This window comes from Saccharothrix texasensis (assembly GCF_003752005.1).
In the GTDB taxonomy this organism is placed as follows: Bacteria; Actinomycetota; Actinomycetes; order Mycobacteriales; family Pseudonocardiaceae; genus Actinosynnema; species Actinosynnema texasense.
In genome coordinates, this window is record NZ_RJKM01000001.1 from 8,997,329 (window position 1) to 9,015,684 (window position 18,356).

Here is an 18,356-nt window from a genome sequence, read left to right on the forward strand (position 1 = left end):
GCGACGCTCGGCTGCCGCGACTTGCGGCCCGCGCTGTCGGGCTCGCGGTCAGGCCACCGCCGGGCTCGTGGTCGGCGAACTGGGTCGGTCGACCGGTCCCGGTGGCCGCCGGTCGAGACGGTCAGGCGCGCCAGACCGTGCCCCGCCGTTCGTACTCCAGCACCGTCTCCACCCGCTGGGCGAGCTGCGCGCCGAGGAACCGCTCGACCAGCCACAGCGCCACGTCCAACCCGGAGGTGATGCCGCCGCCCGTGACCAGGTCGCCGTCGTCCACCACGCGGGCGTTGACGACGGTGGCGCCCTGCGCGGCCAGGTCGGCCTTCGCGCCGCTGTGCGTGGTCGCGTTGCGGCCCCTGGTCACCCCCGCGGCGGACAACACCATCGTGCCGGTGCAGATGCCGACCCGAAGCGCGTCGACGCCGGCCAGGCGGCGCAGGAAACCCCGGTCGGCGGCGAGCCGGTTGACGCCCGGTCCGGTCTTGTCGGTGTACCCGCCACCGGGCACCACGAGCACGTCCGCCCGGTCCGACGACCACCCCTCCGCCACCTGGACCCTGGTGTCGTACCGGCAGGTGACCGCGCCGGGGCGACCGGTGGTCGCCAAGGTCGTCGTCAACGCGCCGCCACTCATCCGCCCGGCCAGCCCCAGCACCTCCACGGGCGCGATGAAGTCCTGCTCCTCCACCCCGTCGAACACCAACACCCGCACCCGCAGCGGCGACGACGCGGTGGCGGTGGCCGCGGCGCCGGACGCAGCGCCCATCGTGCCGACGGACAGCGCCGACGCGCGCAGGAACGCACGACGTTCCACGGTGACCTCCCCAGTTCCCGGTGTCACCCAGTGGTCGGTCGGAACCCCCGTCCGGTTCCCGGACCTCGGCGGGGCGTCACGGGACTGCCGCGCGGACGAGGGCGGCGGTGGCCGTCGACCGGGACTGCTGGGGCCAGGCGATCGAGAGGGTCGCGGGCGGCGCGTCCGGCACGTCGAGGTAGGCGATGCCCGGTCGCGGGTAGCGGTCGACGACGGACTCGGGCAGCAGGGTGACGAACTCGCCGAGCTCGACCAGCTTCAGCAGCTGGGGCAGGTCGCGGACGTCGTGCCGGGCGACGATCCCGTCGAGGTGGTGGTGGAGCTGGTCCAGCCGCGTCGCGTCGTCGATGGGCAGCCCGAGGTCGGCGAGGGTGGCGTGCCCGCGCCCCGCGAGCGGGTGGCCGGTCGGGACGGCGGCGACGTGCCGTTCGACGGTCACGGTCTCGGCGTCGAGCCCGACGTGGTCGAACGGCTCGTAGACCAGGGCGGCGTCGGCTTCGCCCCGGCGCAGGAGCCCCGGTTGCTCGCCCCACCGGCACAGGCGGACCGCGACCGGCAGGGACGACGCCGGGTCGGCCGCGTACCGGGCGAGGACGGTCTCCAGCAACCCCGCGTCGCTGTCGGCCTTCACCGCCAGGACGAGCTTCGGCTCGGCGGCGCGTCGTGCCCGCCGCCCGGCCGCGCCCAACGCCTCCAAGGCGATGCGGGCCTGGTCGAGGAGCACCGACCCGGCGGGGGTCAGCGCGACGTTGTGCGTGGTCCGCTCGAACAGCGCGACCCCCAACTCCGCTTCGAGCTTGCGGATCGTGCGGGACAGGGGAGGGGGCGAGATGCCCAGGCGTTCGGCCGCGCGGGCGAAGTTCAGCTCTTCGGCGACGGCGACGAAACAACGCAGGGGGCGTGACTCCACCCGCACACCTCCGCTCGGTATGTCCCTCAGGGTAACAACCCGGTCCTTGGTGATCCTTCCGACCTGTCGGGGTCGCGGGCAGGGTGAACGCGTGATCATCGTGAGCGGTGCCAACGGAAAACTCGGTCGAGCGGTGGTGGAACGGCTGCTGCTCCGGGTCGAGGCGGACCGGATCGGGGTGTGCGTCCGCGACCCGGAGGGGGCGCGGGGCCTGGCCGGGCGGGGCGTCCGGGTCCGGCAGGGTGATTTCGCCGACGCGGGGAGTTCGGCGCACGCGTTCGAGGACGCGTCGCGGGTGTTGGTCGTGTCGGTGGACACCAGCGGCGAGGCGGCGGTGCGCCTGCACGGGGCGGCGATCGACGCGGCCGTGCGGGCGGGCGCGGAGCGCGTCGTCTACACCAGCCACATGGGCGCGAGCCCGTCGTCGTTCTTCGCGCCCATGGTCGACCACGCCGCCACGGAGGTGCTGTTGCGGGACTCGGGCGTCGCGTTCACGGCGCTGCGCAACGGTTTCTACGCGTCGTCGGCGCTCATGCTGCTCAGCGGGGCGATGAAGACGGGTGAACTGGCCGCGCCGCAGGACGGTCCGGTGTCGTGGACGTCGCACGACGACCTGGCCGAGGCGGCGGCGCTCGCGTTGACCGGGGATGTCCTGGACGGTGTGACGCCTCCTCTCACCGGTCCCGCGTCGATCGACCTGGCGGGGGTCGCGGCGATCGCCTCGGAGGTGACGGGCCGGCCGATCCGGCGGGTCGTCGTGCCGGACGACGACTACCGGGCCGGGCTCCTCGCCCACGGCTTGCCCGGTCACGTGGCGGACCTGCTCGTGGGGATGTTCGCGGCGAGTCGTGAAGGGCGGTTCGCGGAGGTCGGCCCCACCCTCGCCGACCTGGTCGGGCGGCCGACCGTGCCGCTGCGCGAGGTTCTCGAAGCGCGGCGGACCGACCTTGGAGTTTCTCAACCTCTGTAGCTTCAGTGTAGATCAAAACTCGCTGGGGGTTCCTCCGGTGTGGACGGAGGTGGTGGATCAGGCGAGGCCGCCGTTGGCGAAGAGCACCTGGCCGTTGATCCAGCGGGCGGGACCGGCGAGGAACGCGACGGCGTCGGCGATGTCCTCGGGCTGCCCGAGCCGTTCGAGCGGGGTGGCCTTGGCGAAGTCGGCGATGAGGGCGTCGTCCTTGCCGTCGAGGAACAACGGCGTCGCGGTGGGACCGGGTGCGACCGCGTTGACGGTGATGTCCTTGCCGCGCAGCTCGCGGGCGAGGACGAGGGTGATGCTCTCGACGGCGGCCTTGCCGGCGACGTAGCCGCCGTAGGTGGGCAGCCGGGTGCGGGTGACCGAGGTGGAGAAGGTGACGATCGCGCCGCCCCGGCGGACGCGGCGGGCGGCCTGCTGCGCGACGACGAACGTGCCGCGGATGTTGGTGCGGCACATGCGGTCGAGGTCGTCGAGGTCCAGCTCGGCGATCGGCGCCAGGACCATGGTGCCGGCGGTGTTCACGACCACGTCGACACCGCCGAACGCGGCCTCGACCGCGTCGAACGCGGCGCTCATGTCACCCTCGTCGGCCACGTCGCCGCCCACGGCCACGGCCTGGCCGCCGCGGGCGGTGATGTCGGCGACGGTCGCGTCGGCCTTGTCCTTGTTGCCGGCGTAGTGCACGCCCACGGCGAACCCGTCGGCGACGAGCCGCTCGGCCACCGCCCGCCCGATCCCCCCGCTGCCGCCGGTGACGAGGGCGACCCGGGTGGCGGTGCTGCTCGTGCCGGCGGGGGAGGTGTTGGTGGTGTTCTCGGACATGAGGTTCCTCTCTGGTGCAAGGGATGTGTGCTCTGGGGGTTCGGGTATGGCGCGCGGCTACGGGTGCTCTGGCGGCGGTGTGGGTCGGAGGTGCGGGTGGGTCAGGGTTTGGGGGCAGTGGCGAGGTGGGTGAGCCATTCGGTGAGGAGGGCGAACTCCGCCGGGCTGAAGGAGTCCGGCCGGTGGGAGCGCAGCAGCGCGCCGAGGGTCGTGGCGGCCTGGGCCACCGACGGCGGTGTGTCGGCGGGATCCGCGTCCGGTTCCGGGGTCAGGATGCCGGGCAGCACGATCTCCCTCACCCGTGCCGACAGCTCCGGGTCGCGGTCGGGTTCGGGGCGGTTCAGCAGGGACAGGGCGACACCGGTGTTGGCGGCCATCACCACGTCGGCGGCGCGGTCCGGTTCGACCGCCAGGCGGCCGGCCCGGGCGACCCGTTCGAGCACGCCGCGCAGCAACTCGTCCGCCTCGCGGACCGCGCGCGGCGGGGAGGTCAGCCGGGGCGTGTACATCAGGCGGTACACGTTGGGGTGGTCCAGGGCGAACCTGGTGTGCCCGTCCCAGCCGCGCCGGAGGTCGGCGACGGGGTCGTCGGTCGGCACGGCCGCGCGCTTGGCCGCGAGGTACTGCGCGAAACCGTGGTCGACGACCGCGGCGAGCAGGCTGTCCTTGTCGCCGAAGAGCCGGTAGATCACGGGCTGCTGCACCCCGGCCTTCTCCCCGACACCGCGCGTGGAGATGTCGCCGTTCGGCGAGGACTCCAGCAGCTCGGTGGCCGCCGCCAGGATCGCTGATCTGTGGTCCATGTTAGCAACGATAACACGGAGTCGAATCAGTGCCAACACTTTCTTGTTAGCGGCGATACGAGCAGGTCGGAGGGTTGCGACGGCCTGTGGTCGAGCCAGGCGCGCAGCGCCCACCAGTGGCGCAGGGTGCCCAGGACGGTGGACGGGTCGTCCGCGCCGCTGTCGTCCCACGGCGCGCCGGTGAGCTCGGCGAGCCGGTCGAGCCGGTACCGGACGGTGTTGGGGTGCACGTGCAGCGCGGCGGCGGCGTGGCCGAGGCGTTGACCGCGGTCGAGGTAGACCAGGGCGGTGCAGACCAGCTCGCGGTGGAAGTCGTCGTCGTGGTCGAGGCCGGCGAGCGTGCCGCGCAGCAGGTCGGCGAGCACGGGTTGCGCGGCGAGCGCCACCTCGCCCGCCAGGTCGGTCAGGTCGCGCACCCCGCGTAGCCCGGCCCTCCCGGCGATCCGCAGCGCCGCCACGCACAACGGGTGGACGTCGCGCATCACCGCGAGCCCCGTCGCGGGCGCCACCACCAGCAGCACGTCCGGCGCGAGGTCGGCCGGCGGTCGAGCGGACAAGCCGGCCAACCGGCCCTCCACCAACCCGTAGACGCCGCCGAACCCCAGCAGCCGCTGTTCCAGCGCCCGCGCCTCGCCCGGCAGGGTCACGTCGGAGACCAGGCAGTGGTACCGCCCGTCCGGCGCGAGGCCCGCGCGCCGCAGCTCCGCCGGTTCCGGTGGCGTGTCGTCGCCGTGCACGAGCAGCCGCCGCAGCAGGTGGGTGTTCGCGTCCCGGTTCGTCCGGGACAGCTCGAGCTCGGCCGTGTGGTAGCCGTTGATGACGTGCCGCTCCAGCACCCCGGTGTAGCGGTCGAGGTCGACCAGCCCTTCCAGCAGCACTTCGTCGGGGACGCCGGCGGCCCGGCTGCGGGCGATGGCGACGTTCATCGCCGCGGTGCGCGCCGCCTGGACCCCGCGCAGCAGCCCGTCGATCGAGATCCCCTGGGCCGCGCGGTCGGCCCCCAACGCCTGCGCCGCCCCGAAGTCCTGCGCCTCCGGCTCCTCGGACCGCTCGAAGAAGTCGAGCCCGGTCGCCAGCAGCACCTCGACGTGCCGGCGGTTCTCCGCCTCCGGCAGCCGCGCCACCTCCGGCGACTGGCCGCGCGCGGCCCGGACCAGCTCCTCGACGACGCCGCGATCGGTCGCCATGCCCCTGAGCACCTGCCCGAGCAGGCGACCGCGGTCGTGCGTTGCCGACACCGGCCCATCCTCCCGCCGCGACGTTGTGGCAGTGGCATAACGGGCAAGCGGCTCGTTGGGCATCGGCCCCTACCGCGGTCGCGCCGCGAGCCGGTATCTATTGCCTACTGAACGGTAACAGTCCGGCCGGGCCCGGGGTCACGGGTTCGGGAACTGGCGTGGACGACCTCGAAACCCTGCACGGATGTGACAACTCCGCATCCGGTTTGGAGCTCTCGTGGACAAGAAATCCGGGTCGGGAGGACGGAGGCGCGCACCCCGCACGCGCCTGCTCGGCCTCCTGGCGACCTGCGTGCTGGCCGCGACCGCCGCGCCCGCCGCGGCCACCCCCGCCGAACCTCCCGCGGGCGCGGCGCTGCGCGAGGTGATGTTCGTCGGGAACAACTGGGACGGCACCGCCGACGTGATCGCCGCCCGCGGCGACTTCGCGCGGATCGGCCGGGTGGACATCATCCCCGACCGCCAGGAGCGGTTGTGGGAGATCTACCTCAACCCGATCAAGCTCGCGTTCTTCCTCGGCATCCGGTCCGGGCCGGGGGAGGGGCACGACCAGTTCGTGGACGACATGTACACCACGCCCGACGGCCGGGCGGTGGTCGCGTCCCGGCCGAGCTTCGCCGACGTGGTGTCCATCGACCTGGCCACCGGCCGGGTCAACTGGCGCTTCCCGGTGTCGGGCTTCCGCTCCGACCACATGGCCGTCTCGCCCGACGGCCGCCGGGTCGCGGTGTCCGCCTCGACCTCGAACACCGTGCACGTGCTCGACATCGAGACCGGTCGCCAGGTCGGGTCGTTCGCGACCGGCGACAAGCCCCACGAGAACGTGTTCACCGACAACGGCCGCTACCTCTGGAACATGTCCATCGGCGAGGTCAACACCGCGCTGGACGACCCGGCGTTCGACTTCACCAAGGGCGACCGGCGGATCACGGTGGTGGACGCGACGACGTTCCAGCAGGTCGAGGTGATCGACATGAGGTCGCGGCTGGACGCGTTCGGCCGCTCCGACCTGTCCGACTCGGTGCGGCCGGTGGCGTTCGCGCCCGACGAGTCGAAGCTGTACTTCCAGGTGTCGTTCTTCAACGGCTTCCTGGAGTACGACGTCGCCACCGACCGCATCACCCGGCTCAAGGAACTGCCGAAGAACCCGAACACCAGCGCGGACCGCACGACCTGGGTCAACGACTCGCGCCACCACGGCATGTCGATGAGCCCCGGCGGCGACAAGCTGTGCATCGCCGGGACCATGGACGACTACGCCGTGGTCGTCGACCGCGCGACCCTGCGCGAAGGCCCGCTCGTGCCGGCCGCCAAGCCCTACTGGGCGACCGTCAGCGGTGACGGGCGCAGTTGCGTGATCTCGGAGAGCGGCGCCGACCAGGTGACCGCGATCGACTTCGCGACCGGGCGCAAGCTGGTGTCGGTGCCGGTCGGCGACCACCCGCAGCGGGTCCGCGTCGGCTACGTCCCGACCGGCTGGACCGGCCCCTCGGCCGGCTGAGACGACCAGGGGAGCGGTGGTCGGCGAAGCGGCCGGCCACCGCTCCCCGCACCTCCGGACCCCTGAACCTGCTGTTCGGCGGCGACCGGACGATTCCGCGCACGGACACCGCGTTCCTGGTGGCGTTCGTGCTGACCGTCGTCACGGTGGCGTGCGGGACCTGCCGCGGCGGCCCGGTCTGGTGCGGACGCTGCTGCTGGGCCGCGTGGCGCCGGCCGCGGCGGGTTCGCGGCGGCGGCCGTGCCGATGCCGGTGTGGCTGCTCGGCCTGGTGGGCCTCGGCCTCGGCGTGGGCCGGCCGTTGACGATGTCGTGGCAGGCGGAGGCGACGCCGCCGGGGTCGCGCGGGCGGGCGATGTCGTCGCGCCGCACCGGGAACCGCCTCGGCCAGGTCGTCGTGCCCGGTGCGGGTGTCAGGTGTCGGCGAGGCCTGCTTCGTAGCCCGCGATCACCAGTTGGGCCCGGTCGCGGGCGGCCAGCTTCGCCATGAGGTGCCCGATGTGGGTCTTGACCGTGTGCCGGCTCAGGTGCAGGGCCTGCTCGATCTCGGTGTTGGACAGTCCCCTCGTGATCAGTCGGAGCACTTCCCGCTCCCGAGGGGTCACGCGGTCGAGCGGCCGTCGGACGCGGGGCGGCGCGGGGGAGCGGAGGAAGTCCGCGATGAGCCTGCGCGTGACGGTGGGCGCGAGCAGCGCTTCGCCCGCCGCGACCGTCCTGATGGCGTCGAGCAGCCGGTGCGGCGGGACGTCCTTGAGCAGGAACCCGCTCGCACCCGCGCGCAACGTCTCGTAGACGACGCCGTCGAGGTCGAACGTGGTGAGGACGAGGACCTTGGGCGCGTCGGGCAGCGCGGTGATGCGCCGGGTGGCGTCGATGCCGTCGAGGTCGGGCATCCGGACGTCGAGCACCGCGACGTGCGGCCGGTGCCGGGCGGCCAGCTCGCACGCCTCCCGACCGGTGCCCGCCGCCGCGACCACCTCCACGCCGGGGTCCGCGTCGACCAGCAACCGGATGGCGCCGAGGTACATCGGCTCGTCGTCGGCCAGCAGCACGCGGATCGGCTCAGCCATGACGGGCGTCGGGCTCGAACGGGAGCGTGGCGCGGACCTCGTAGCCACCGGGCGCGCGGCCCGCGCGCAGCGTGCCGCCGTGGAGCGCGACCCGTTCCCGCATCCCCAGCAGGCCGTGCCCGTCGCGGCCCGGGTCCGTGTCCTCATCGAGGGCGGAGACCACGGAGATGACGAGCCTGCCCGGCTCGACGGCCGTGACCAGGTGACACCGCGGCGGGCGGCCGTGACGCCGCACGTTGGTCAACGCCTCCTGCACGATGCGGTAGGCCGAGATCCGCACCGCCGCCGGCGTCCCGGACAGGTCGGCCTGCTCGACCGTCACGTCGACGCCGGCCGACCGCGCGTCGTCCACCAGCCGGTCCAGCCCGGCGGCGCCCGCCGGGGCCGACGGCTCGCGCAGCCCGCCGAGCACGGTCCGCACGTCCGCCAGCGCCGACCGGCTCACCTGCTCGATGCCCCGCAGCGCCGCCTCCCGCTCGTCGGGCCGCGTGCCCGCCACGTGGTTGGCGACCGCGGCCTTCATGGCGATCAGGCTGAGGTTGTGCCCGACCACGTCGTGGATGTCGCGGGCGATGCGCAGCCGCTCCTCGGCCACCGCCCGCGCGGTGCGCGACTCGGCCAGCTCGGCGCGGTGCCGCCTGCGGGTGCGCACGGCGGCGGCGACCGCCCACGACCCGGTGACGACCACCGCGCTGAACAGCGAGGTGGACACCGGGTTCGTGGCGAACGACTCGGTGCCCGCCGGGGCCGGGACGAGCGGCAGACCCGGCACGGTCGCCACCGCCACGCCGGCCGTCACCACGCACGCCAGCGCCGCGACCAGGCCCAGCGCGCCCGACCGGAACGACGACAGCGCCACCGGGTGGAGCGCCAGCGCGACGGCCACCACCGTCGACTCGGTCCCGGTGCCGACCGCGATCGCCGCCGCGCCGACCGGCAGCACGGTGGACAGCACGGCGGTGGGCCGCAGCCGGCGCGCGGCGAGCGGAACGCCGAGCGCCACGGCCGAGACCACGGCGACCACGTCCAGGGCGGGCGCGCGCAGGACCGCCCACACCACCACCACGCCCGCGATCACGGCGTCCGCCACCAGCAGCCCCTTCGGGCCGAGTCCCACCACAGGTGGCACGGTAACCGGGTGGCGTCCGGCGGAACTCGGACCACGGTCCGATGGCACGGGACCGGAACGCTCCGACACTGCCGGGGTGATCACCTCGATCCTGTCCACATTGATCGTCTCCGCCGTGTCCCTCGGTCCTGCCACCGCGGCTGCGCCCACCGTCGACGGCGCCGCCGTCGACGCGGTCGTGCGGCAGTACCGGGAGGACACGGCCCTGCCGGGGGTCGCGGTGGCCGTCACGCACGGCACCGAGGTCGTGCGCACCGCCGGGTACGGCCACACCCCGGACGGCGACCCGGTGTCCAAGCACACCACCATGGCCGCGGCGTCGGTGAGCAAGTCGTTCACGGCGTTGGCGGTGATGCGGCTCGTGGAGAGCGGTCGGATCCGGCTCGACGACCGGGTGCGCGCGCACCTGCCCGAGTTCACCATGGCCGACCCGCGGGCCGCCGACATCACCGTGCGCCACCTGCTCGACCAGACCTCGGGCCTGTCGGACACGACCCACCGGTCGTTCAGCGGCCCACCGGTGCACACGCTCGCGGAGGCCGTGGCGGCGATGCGCGACTCGAAGCCGGCCGCCGCGCCCGGCACGCGCTGGGAGTACCACAACCCGAACTTCCAGGTGGCGGCCCGGCTGGTCGAGGTCGTCGCCGGCCTGCCGTTCGCCGACCACCTGCGCCGCGAGGTCTTCGCACCGCTCGGCATGGCCGACAGCCGCACCGCCGACACCGCGAGCGACCTGCCGCCGAGCGCCGCGGGTCACGTCAAGGTCCTCGGCCTGCCCGTGGCGCTGCCCGAACCACCGGCGTTCGGCAACGGCTCCGGTGGCGTGCTCACCTCCGCCCACGACCTGGCGGCGTGGCTGATCGCGCAGAACAACGGCGGGCGCGGGCCCGACGGCACGTCGGTCGCCACCCCGCGGAGCATCGCCGAGACCCACACGCCGTCCACCGCGTCGCCGTCCTACGGCCTCGGCTGGTTCGTGGGCGTCACACCGTCCGGCGCCCCGCTGGTCGACCACGGCGGCGACCTGTTCACCTCGACCGCGTACCAGGCCCTGCTGCCCGCCTCCGGCCACGGCATCGCCGTCCTGGCCAACACCGGGATGCGGCACGGCGACGCCCAGGCGATCGGCGCGCGGCTCATCGCCCTGGTCGAAGGCAGGCGACTGCCGCCCGTGGACGACCCGCACACCCTCGTGGACGTGGTGCTGCTCGGCCTCACCCCCGTGGTCGGGGCGCTGGCCCTTCGCGGTGCGCTCCGGTCGCGGCGGTGGGCCGCGCGCCGACGGTCGACCGCGTGGACGGTGGCGCGCCTGCTGCCGCTCGCGCTACCGCTCCTGCTCCTGACCACGATCCACCGGGTCGTCGGCCTCCTGTACCGAGGGCGTGACGTGTCCTGGGCGCAGGTGCCGTACCTGTACCCGACGTTCGTGGTCCTGCTGTCGGTGGCGGCTCTCGGCGGCGTCGCCGTGCTCGTCGCCCGGCTCGCCGCGGCGGCCGGGCGTCGGGGCTCGGCCGGTTGACGCGGGCCCCGGGCGTTCCCCGCCGCGGAACGCCCAGGGGTCCACGTCAGTCGTCCACGCCGTCCTCGTCCACGCCGTCCGGACCGTCCGGTTCGGCGGGTCGCACCACCCAGCCGATCGTGTCCGGCTCGGGCCACCACCCGGTCGGCACCGGCAGGGTCGGCCCGGGGGGCTCAGCGATCGGTTCGCAGTCCACTCATCACCTCCCGACGTCGAGCACTTGCGCCTCCGACGCTAGGGACGTGCCGCGATCCGCACAGCGGTCGGCTCCGGCCAACGGCCGCTCCAGGCCACCGCCGGCCGGGTTGACCTATTGCGGACGGTGGCCGGACCCGCCACTGCCGCCGACCGCCGAGGGCGGTCAGGATTTGGCCAGAGCCGGTCGGGGGACCAGCAGTGACCAGGAGGAAACAATGTCCAAGCGCATCATCGGCGCGGTGCTCGCCGCGGTCTTCGCCGCCACCCTCGGCGCCGCCACGGCGGCCACCGCCGCCGTGAGCGCCGCCGCCGCGAGCACCGCCGTGGCGGCCGGCGGCGACCCGACCGACCCGCCGGTCCCGTGCCCCGACCCGACGCTGTCGTGCGACGAGGACTACGGCTGGACGCTGCCGAGCGACTGACCGGTCAGTTCAGCCAACCCAACCGGGTGGCCGCGTACACCGCGGCCACCCGGTTGTCCGCTTGCAGGGCCTCCAGCAGCCCCGAGACGTACCGGCGGACCGTCCGTTCGCTGATCTTCATGTGCCGGGCGATGGCGCCGTCGGTCATGCCCGTGGCCAGCAGGTCCAGCACCTTGGCCTGGGTCGGGGTGAGCCCGTTGCGCGAGCCGGTCTCCTGCGCGCCGACCGGCACCGCCTGGCTCCACACCAGCTCGAACAGCATCCGCAGCGCGGCGATGATCGTCGGCGTCCGGATCAGCAGCGCGCCCTCCATGCCGGTCGGGTCCAGCGGCACCAGCGCCGAGTGCCGGTCGGCGATCACCATCTTCATCGGCAGCTCCGGCACCGCGCGCATCTGCCAGCCCGCCTTGATGTTGCCCTCGACCATGTCGCGGGAGCTCTCGAACTCCAGCACCGCCCGTTCGCACACGTTGCGCAGCACCACGCCCCGCTCGGCCACGACGGCGGGCAGCGTCATCACCGTCTGCGCGCTGGGCGCCTTGCGGAAGTGCCGGGTGGAGAACGTCACGAACTCCTCCCGCGCGGACAGGCACAGCTCGAACGAGATCTGGCCGATGCGCTGCGGGTCGGTGACGATCTCGATGTCGGCGGTGTCGCCCGAGGAGTTCGCCATCCGGTAGGCGGCCTGCAGCACGTCGAGCTGGTGCCGGGCCGCCACGATCGCCCGCTGCTGGTCGAGCACCTGCTGCTGCGCGGCGAGGATGGCGTGGTCGACCGCGCGCACCGGCTCGACCGGCGCGATGGTCGGGTCGCCCCGGTAGTCGCGGCGCACGAACCCCTTCTCGAACAGCTCGGCCATGTCCGAGCTGTCCGCGCGCGGGTCGTCCACGGCGATCGGCCCGCCGCGCACCAACGAGTCGTACAGCGCTCCCGCGCCCATGGAAAGCAGCCCTTCGAGCATGTCCCACCCCCGGGTTCCCCAAACCGGAGCCCCAGCGTACGGACGTGTCCAGTGGCGGCCAATGGCCGATCTGCCACCTACGCCCCCGCCTCTCCGGGCTCCAGGCTCGTGTCGACCAGCCACGACGGAAAGGCACGACGATGAGACTCGACCAGCGAGCGGCCAGGCTGCTGCTCTCGGTGGTGATCGCGGCCGGTGTGCTCGGCGGCGGCGTCGCCACCGCCGCCCCGGCGGCGGACCCGACCGGCGGCGAGGGGCTGCGCGCCGCCGTCGCCGGCTACCAGGCCGCGCCCGGCACGCCCACGACCACCGTGACGTCGACCGAGGTGTCCGGCGCGACCGTGACCGCCGAGGTCGCCACACCGCCGGTGACCAGGTCGGAGATCATCACCCGGGCCCGGACGTGGACGACGGCCGGCGTCCCCTACAGCCAGAGCGACTACTACGGCGGGTACCGCACCGACTGCTCCGGCTTCGTGTCGATGGCGTGGAAGCTCAGCGAGTCGCTGACCACCCGCAACCTGGACCAGGTGGCGCACCGCATCGACAAGGACGACCTCAAGGCGGGCGACATCCTGCTCAGCTACGACAACCACGTGGTGATCTTCGAGAAGTGGGCGGACACCGCGCGCACCGAGTACTACGAGTTCGAGCAGACCCCGCCGAGGGCCGTGTACCGGAAGATCCCGTACCCGTACTACAGCGGCACCTACCTGCCCTACCGCTACGACAACGTCATCGAGGACGACGGCGAGGTGACCGCGCTGCCCGGTCTGTCGACGATCTCCCGGTCGGCGGGTGACCTCGACGTGTTCGCGGCGACGTCGGACGGTCATCTGAAGCACCGGAACATGAACGACGGCGTGTGGGGTTGTTGGGCGACTCTGCCGTACAACGCGAAGATCAAGGGTGATCCGGCGGCGATCTTCTCGGCGGGGCGGATCGACGTGTTCGCGCAGGGTGTCGACAACCGGTTGAAGAAGATCACCTGGACTTCCGCCTACGGCTGGTACCAGTGGGCGGACATGGGTGACTACGTCGTCACGTCCTCCCCGGCGGTGACCAGCCGCTCGGCCACGGGCATCGACGTGTTCGCGAAGAACGCGGCCAACAAGATCGTCTACCGGCACTACGACACCGTGCAGGGCTGGACCACGAGCTGGTCGAACATCGGGTTGAACGCCTCGACCGTCACCGCGTCCGGCGCGCCGGCGGCCGTGGCCAACGCCGACGGCTCGCGGATGAACGTCTTCGCCCGCGCCACGGACGGCAGCCTGCTGTCGCTGATGTGGACGCGTGACGCCGGCTGGTACAGCTGGGCCGACCGGGGCGGCGACTTCATCGGCCGTCCCGCCGCCTCGACCCGCGGCGGCGACAGCGTGGACATCTTCGTGCGCGACCACGACAACAGCTTCGTCCACCGCTACAGCCCCAACGGCGCGGACTGGACCACGTACCCGGCCAGCGACTTCGGCGGGTACATCCTCACCAGCCCGACCGCCGTCTCGATGACCGGCCAGCGGATCGACGTGTTCACCCGCAACAGCGGCGCCGACCTGATCCGCAAGACCTGGACCGGCACGAACGGCTGGTACGAGTGGGCAGGTCACGGCGCGGTGGGCGCGCCCGCCTGCTGACCGGTGCGCAGGGCGGCCGGACCCCGGCCGGTCGCCCTCCCCCTCTTCCCCTCTCCCGCAGCACCTCCCTGTGCCTGAACCAGGAGCATCCCGTGAAACTCGCCGTGAGCCGGACGCTGTCCGCGACCCTCGCCGCCGTGGCCCTGAGCGTCGGTCTGACCGTGCTGGGCGCGAACCCGCCCGAAGCGGCCGCCGACGACATCCGGGCCTGCGACCCCGGCGGCACGACCTCGCAGGACGTCACGATCGGCCAGCAGCTCAACGCGCAGCTCGACTCGGACATGAGAGGCAACATGGACGCCTACGAGACGTCCTGCGCCCGGATGGTCGTGCAGGCGGTGAAGGCCCGCGGCCTGTCGTCGAGGGCGGCGGCGATCGCCATCGCGACGGTGATCGTCGAGTCGCACCTGCGCAACGTCAACTACGGCGACCGCGACAGCCTCGGCCTCTACCAGCAGCGCGACTCCTGGGGCACGGCCGCGCAGCGCCTGCACCCGCCGACCGCGACCAACAGCTTCCTCGACGTGATGCAGCAGTTCTACCCGAACGGCTCGTGGGCGGCGGAGCCGATCGGCGAGGTCGCGGCGGACGTGCAGCGACCGGCGGCCGAGTACCGGTACCGGTACGGCGTGCAGGCCGCCGACGCGCAGCTGATCGTCGCCGCGCTGTGGAACGCGGCGCCGGGCACCTCGACCACGCTGCCCGGTCTGTCGACGATCTCCCGGTCGGCGGGTGACCTCGACGTGTTCGCGGCGACGTCGGACGGTCATCTGAAGCACCGGAACATGAACGACGGCGTGTGGGGTTGTTGGGCGACTCTGCCGTACAACGCGAAGATCAAGGGTGATCCGGCGGCGATCTTCTCGGCGGGGCGGATCGACGTGTTCGCGCAGGGTGTCGACAACCGGTTGAAGAAGATCACCTGGACCTCCGCCTACGGCTGGTACCAGTGGGCCGACATGGGGGAGTACACCGTCACCTCCTCCCCGGCGGTGACCAGCCGCCACGCGACCGGGATCGACGTGTTCGCCAAGAACGGCGAGAACAAGATCGTCTACCGGCACTACGACACCGTGCAGGGCTGGACCACGAACTGGTCCAACATCGGGTTGAACGCGGCCGCGGTCACCGCCACCAGCGCGCCGGCGGCGGTCGCGAACGCGGACGGCTCGCGGATGAACGTCTTCGCCCGCGCCACGGACGGCAGCCTGCTGTCGCTGATGTGGACGCGTGACGCCGGCTGGTACAGCTGGGCCGACCGCGGCGGCAACTTCACCGGCCGGCCGACCGCGTCGACCCGCGGCGGCGACGCCGTGGACATCTTCCTCCGCGACCACGACGACAGCTTCATCCACCGCTACAGCCCCAACGGCGCGGACTGGACGACCTACCCGGCCAGCGACTTCGGCGGCCACATCTTCACCAGCCCCACGGCGGTGTCGATGACCGGCCAGCGGATCGACGTGTTCACCCGCAACAGCGGCGCCGACCTGATCCGCAAGACCTGGACCGGCACGAACGGCTGGTACGACTGGGCGGGCCACGGCGCGGTCGGCGCGCCCGCCTGCTGACCGGCGCGTTCCCGGGGGTCCCGCCCGCCACCACGGCGGGCGGGGCCACGCGTGGTGGCAGCCGACGGCGGGGTAGGCGAAGATCTCGACGTGACGGACAGCCTGTGGAACGTGAGCCTGGCCGACCTGCGCGCGCGGACGGCCGGCGCGAGCCCGACGCCCGGCGGCGGGTCGGTGGCCGCGGTGACGGCCGCGTTCGGCTGCGCGCTGGTGCTCATGGCCCTGGAGATCACCGCCCGGCGCGACCCCTCGGTCCGTGACGCCGTCGAGGCCGGCCAGGTCCTGCTCGACCGCCTCGGAGCGGCCGCCGACCGCGACGTGGAGCTGTTCGAGGACTACCTGCGGGCCCGGCGGCTCCCGCGCTCCACCGACGAGGAGCGGGCCGCCCGGGACGCGGCGGTGGCGGCGGCCTCGGTCGCCGCCACGGAAGGCCCGCTGACGGCCGCCGCGGACGCGGTGGAAACCTTGGAGTGGGCGTTCTCGGTGCTGCCGGTCGTCACCGGCACGGTCGTGAGCGACGTCCGCGCGGGCGCCGACCTGCTGCTCGGGTCCGTGCTGGCCACCCTGCGCGGAGCCGAGGCCAACGTGGCGCAGCTCGGCGCCGACGCCGGGTCCTTCACCACGCGACTGGATGCCGTCCGCCGCGCCGCTGTGGCCGCGCACACCCGCTTCGAGAGCACCCCGGAGGAAGCCGAATGACCGCCCGCACCATCGACCCGGCCGTCCTCGCCGAGTCCATCCGCGACGGGATCCGCGCCGACCTGGCGGCGATCCCGGAACGCCTCACCGTCGTCGGCTTCCTGGTCGACGGCGACCGGCCGGCGCGGACCTACGCCGAGTACACCCGGCGCGCGTGCGCCGAGGTCGGCATCGACTTCGACCTCCGCACGCCCCGCGCCGACGACGTCGAAGCCGCCGTGCGCGACGCCGGCGCGGACGACGGCGTGCACGGCGTGTTCGTCTACTACCCGGTCCGCGACCCCGAACGCGACCGCTGGCTGCGCGAGCTGGTCGACCCCCGCAAGGACGTCGAGGGCCTGCACTCGTTCTGGAGCCGGTGCCTCTACGAGAACCGGCGGTTCATCGACGACGCCGGCACCCGCCGGGCCGTCCTGCCGTGCACCCCGCTGGCCGTGATGAAGCTGCTGGGTGAGGCGGGCGCGTTCCGGGGCGACGGCGACACCCCGCTGGCGTCGGTGAAGGCGTGCGTCTTCAACCGCAGCGAGATCGTCGGCCGGCCGCTGGCCGCCATGCTCGCCAACGACGGCGCCGAGGTGACGTCGTTCGACCTCTCGGGCTCGCTGGCGTTCCGGCACGCGGCGGGCATCCAGGGCCACCACGTGGACGCCGTGGCGACCGACCGGGCCACCGCCCTGGCCGAGGCCGACGTCGTGGTCACCGGTGTGCCGTCACGTGACTTCCCGCTGGTCCGCGCGGAGGAGATCAAGCCGGGCGCGGTGTGCCTGAACTTCTCCACGATGAAGAACTTCGCCGACGACGTGGTGGAGCGCGCCTCGGTCTTCGTGCCCCGGGTGGGTTCGATGACCGTGACCATGGCGATGCGCAACGCGGTCCGGCTGTACCGCAACGCCAACCCGGCGTGAGTCAGTGGGTGGTCGGGACCGGCGTCCAGAGGGTGGCCTTGTTCGTGCTGTCCGCCCCGGTGGTGTGGCCGACGACGACGCCGCGGTCGTTGATCGCGACCGGGAGGCTGTGGTGGCCGGTGGGCGGGTCGAGGTAGGTGACCCGGCCCGCGCGCCACAGGAACGCGCGCGGCGTCGAGGACTCGTCGGCCGCCGTCCAGCCCACGACGTCGCCGCGCTCGTTGATCGCGACGGCCTCGGCCGGCGCGGGCACGCCGAGGTCGACCTGCTTGCCCTCCGCCGGCCACAGCACCGCGTGGGGGGTCCCGCTCTCGTCGGCCGCCCAGCCGACCGCGTCGCCGCGTTCGTTGAACGCCTGCTCGCCGTGCGCGACGCGGCCGTTCTCGGACAGCACGGTGGCTTCGACGCCCTCCCAGCGCACCGCGACCGTGCCCCGGTTGCCGAAGACCACCCCGGCCTCGGTGATCCCCTCCGGGGTGTACGTGCCGTAGCCCGGCGAGTCGCCCAGCCGCGTGCAGGCGCCGTCGACGCAGCGCACGGCGGCGAAGTCCTGGGTGGCGAACGCCGCGTAGCCGCCGACCACGACACCGGCGTCGTTGATGCCGTACACCCACAGGTCCGGCCCGGACAGCGACAGCTCGGTGAGCCGGCCGTCCTCCCACACGCCGACGCGGTTGTGCTCCTGCCGGAACAGGGACGTCGAGTAGCGCACCGGCACGGCGCCGTGCCCGTTCATCGCGGGCGCGGACGCCCACGCCGTGTTCGGCGCGACGACCGTCCGCGTGCCCGCGGACCAGATCCACGGCTTGTTCCGGTACGGCGCGGTGGCGGTCCGGGTCTCGATCCCGAGCACCTGGCCGTGCCGGTCGACCTCCACCGCCAACCCGGGGCCGAGGTCGGTGGCGCCGCCGCGCGGTGACCACAGCACCGCGCGCGGTGGCGCGTCGGGGCCCTGCGCGCTGCCGACCACCTGGCCGAGGTCGTTGAGGCCGGTGACGTGGTCCGGGTAGCCGGGCAGGCCGGCCAGCACGACGGCGACCATCTCGGGGTCGGCGACCGCCGACGGCGCGGACACGAGCGGCAGGGCGGTGGCGAGCGCCACCACGGCCAGCGCGGCGCGTAACTCGGGCATGTCCGCTCCGTTGCGAGGACGTCCTCCAGTGGCACTGGATCGATCGAACG

General features: G+C 73.4%; 18 protein-coding genes. 8 read left to right on the plus strand and 10 right to left on the minus strand.

All coding sequences use genetic code 11. The features are described from left to right. Positions 1-121: 121 nt before the first annotated feature. Positions 122-811, minus strand: coding sequence for a DJ-1/PfpI family protein (locus EDD40_RS40085; RefSeq protein WP_246038232.1), 690 nt, complete (start codon positions 809-811; stop codon positions 122-124). Positions 812-887: 76 nt separating this feature from the next. Further along, positions 888-1,721 carry a LysR family transcriptional regulator gene (locus tag EDD40_RS40090; RefSeq protein WP_123747499.1) on the minus strand — a complete coding sequence of 278 codons (834 nt, stop codon included), beginning with the start codon at positions 1,719-1,721 and terminating at the stop codon, positions 888-890. A gap of 91 nt (positions 1,722-1,812) precedes the next feature. On the opposite strand from EDD40_RS40090, the gene EDD40_RS40095 reads away from it, so the two are divergent. Next, on the plus strand, positions 1,813-2,691 hold the full coding sequence (locus EDD40_RS40095) for an NAD(P)H-binding protein (protein ID WP_123747500.1): 879 nt from the start codon (positions 1,813-1,815) through the stop codon (positions 2,689-2,691). Between the two features lie 57 nt (positions 2,692-2,748). On the opposite strand, the gene EDD40_RS40100 is transcribed toward EDD40_RS40095, so the two are convergent. From EDD40_RS40100 to EDD40_RS40110, 3 genes are all read right to left on the minus strand, one after another. Beyond that, on the minus strand, positions 2,749-3,522 hold the full coding sequence (locus EDD40_RS40100; protein WP_123747501.1) for an SDR family oxidoreductase: 774 nt from the start codon (positions 3,520-3,522) through the stop codon (positions 2,749-2,751). A 101-nt stretch (positions 3,523-3,623) separates the two neighbouring features. Beyond that, positions 3,624-4,325: a TetR/AcrR family transcriptional regulator gene (locus tag EDD40_RS40105; RefSeq protein WP_123747502.1), complete on the minus strand. Its 702-nt coding sequence runs from the start codon at positions 4,323-4,325 to the stop codon at positions 3,624-3,626. Positions 4,326-4,351: 26 nt separating this feature from the next. After that, positions 4,352-5,563 (minus strand): PucR family transcriptional regulator, encoded by a 1,212-nt coding sequence (locus EDD40_RS40110; protein ID WP_246038233.1) that lies wholly within the window; start codon positions 5,561-5,563, stop codon positions 4,352-4,354. A gap of 268 nt (positions 5,564-5,831) precedes the next feature. On the opposite strand from EDD40_RS40110, the gene EDD40_RS40115 reads away from it, so the two are divergent. Beyond that, complete coding sequence (locus EDD40_RS40115) at positions 5,832-7,064, plus strand: YncE family protein (protein WP_425471365.1); 1,233 nt, start codon at positions 5,832-5,834, stop codon at positions 7,062-7,064. Positions 7,065-7,476: 412 nt separating this feature from the next. Here EDD40_RS40115 and EDD40_RS40125 read toward each other — a convergent pair whose 3' ends face one another. Together EDD40_RS40125 and EDD40_RS40130 are read right to left on the minus strand one after the other, a co-directional pair. Then, on the minus strand, positions 7,477-8,133 hold the full coding sequence (locus EDD40_RS40125) for a response regulator (RefSeq protein ID WP_123747505.1): 657 nt from the start codon (positions 8,131-8,133) through the stop codon (positions 7,477-7,479). Continuing rightward, positions 8,126-9,253, minus strand: coding sequence for a sensor histidine kinase (locus EDD40_RS40130; protein WP_123747506.1), 1,128 nt, complete (start codon positions 9,251-9,253; stop codon positions 8,126-8,128). The genes EDD40_RS40125 and EDD40_RS40130 overlap by 8 nt, the downstream gene beginning before the upstream one ends. Positions 9,254-9,338: 85 nt before the next feature. On the opposite strand from EDD40_RS40130, the gene EDD40_RS40135 reads away from it, so the two are divergent. Beyond that, a complete protein-coding gene (locus EDD40_RS40135) occupies positions 9,339-10,781 on the plus strand; it encodes a serine hydrolase domain-containing protein (protein ID WP_123747507.1) in 1,443 nt (480 codons plus the stop codon). 46 nt (positions 10,782-10,827) lie between these two features. Here the strand turns inward: EDD40_RS40135 and EDD40_RS42220 are convergent, their stop codons facing one another. Next, the gene (locus EDD40_RS42220) at positions 10,828-10,977 is read right to left on the minus strand and encodes a hypothetical protein (protein WP_170185382.1); all 150 of its coding nucleotides are present in this window, start codon (positions 10,975-10,977) and stop codon (positions 10,828-10,830) included. A 217-nt stretch (positions 10,978-11,194) separates the two neighbouring features. On the opposite strand from EDD40_RS42220, the gene EDD40_RS40140 reads away from it, so the two are divergent. After that, positions 11,195-11,401, plus strand: coding sequence for a hypothetical protein (locus EDD40_RS40140; protein WP_123747508.1), 207 nt, complete (start codon positions 11,195-11,197; stop codon positions 11,399-11,401). Positions 11,402-11,405: 4 nt separating this feature from the next. Here the strand turns inward: EDD40_RS40140 and EDD40_RS40145 are convergent, their stop codons facing one another. Continuing rightward, positions 11,406-12,362, minus strand: coding sequence for a LuxR C-terminal-related transcriptional regulator (locus tag EDD40_RS40145; protein ID WP_148089068.1), 957 nt, complete (start codon positions 12,360-12,362; stop codon positions 11,406-11,408). Between the two features lie 140 nt (positions 12,363-12,502). On the opposite strand from EDD40_RS40145, the gene EDD40_RS40150 reads away from it, so the two are divergent. From EDD40_RS40150 to EDD40_RS40165, 4 genes are all read left to right on the plus strand, one after another. After that, positions 12,503-13,999, plus strand: a complete 1,497-nt coding sequence (locus EDD40_RS40150) for a DUF8189 domain-containing protein (RefSeq protein ID WP_123747510.1) — start codon at positions 12,503-12,505, stop codon at positions 13,997-13,999. Between the two features lie 92 nt (positions 14,000-14,091). Then, a complete protein-coding gene (locus EDD40_RS42970; RefSeq protein WP_211348359.1) occupies positions 14,092-15,570 on the plus strand; it encodes a DUF8189 domain-containing protein in 1,479 nt (492 codons plus the stop codon). Positions 15,571-15,660: 90 nt separating this feature from the next. Next, positions 15,661-16,269: a cyclodeaminase/cyclohydrolase family protein gene (locus EDD40_RS40160; RefSeq protein WP_170185383.1), complete on the plus strand. Its 609-nt coding sequence runs from the start codon at positions 15,661-15,663 to the stop codon at positions 16,267-16,269. Beyond that, positions 16,266-17,174, plus strand: a complete 909-nt coding sequence (locus EDD40_RS40165) for a bifunctional methylenetetrahydrofolate dehydrogenase/methenyltetrahydrofolate cyclohydrolase (RefSeq protein WP_123747512.1) — start codon at positions 16,266-16,268, stop codon at positions 17,172-17,174. The genes EDD40_RS40160 and EDD40_RS40165 overlap by 4 nt, the downstream gene beginning before the upstream one ends. Before the next feature lies 1 nt (position 17,175). On the opposite strand, the gene EDD40_RS40170 is transcribed toward EDD40_RS40165, so the two are convergent. Further along, positions 17,176-18,306 carry a hypothetical protein gene (locus tag EDD40_RS40170; protein WP_123747513.1) on the minus strand — a complete coding sequence of 377 codons (1,131 nt, stop codon included), beginning with the start codon at positions 18,304-18,306 and terminating at the stop codon, positions 17,176-17,178. Between the last annotated feature and the right edge of the window lie 50 nt (positions 18,307-18,356).

What these genes read in the sequence shown, in the direction of transcription:
- EDD40_RS40100 (WP_123747501.1), bottom strand. Translation starts at nt 3,522, where the DNA reads ATGTCCGAGAACACCACCAACACCTCCCCCGCCGGCACGAGCAGCACC.
- EDD40_RS40105 (WP_123747502.1), bottom strand. Translation starts at nt 4,325, where the DNA reads ATGGACCACAGATCAGCGATCCTGGCGGCGGCCACCGAGCTGCTGGAG.
- EDD40_RS40125 (WP_123747505.1), bottom strand. Translation starts at nt 8,133, where the DNA reads ATGGCTGAGCCGATCCGCGTGCTGCTGGCCGACGACGAGCCGATGTAC.
- EDD40_RS40140 (WP_123747508.1), top strand. Translation starts at nt 11,195, where the DNA reads ATGTCCAAGCGCATCATCGGCGCGGTGCTCGCCGCGGTCTTCGCCGCC.
- EDD40_RS40145 (WP_148089068.1), bottom strand. Translation starts at nt 12,362, where the DNA reads ATGCTCGAAGGGCTGCTTTCCATGGGCGCGGGAGCGCTGTACGACTCG.
- EDD40_RS40150 (WP_123747510.1), top strand. Translation starts at nt 12,503, where the DNA reads ATGAGACTCGACCAGCGAGCGGCCAGGCTGCTGCTCTCGGTGGTGATC.
- EDD40_RS40165 (WP_123747512.1), top strand. Translation starts at nt 16,266, where the DNA reads ATGACCGCCCGCACCATCGACCCGGCCGTCCTCGCCGAGTCCATCCGC.
- EDD40_RS40170 (WP_123747513.1), bottom strand. Translation starts at nt 18,306, where the DNA reads ATGCCCGAGTTACGCGCCGCGCTGGCCGTGGTGGCGCTCGCCACCGCC.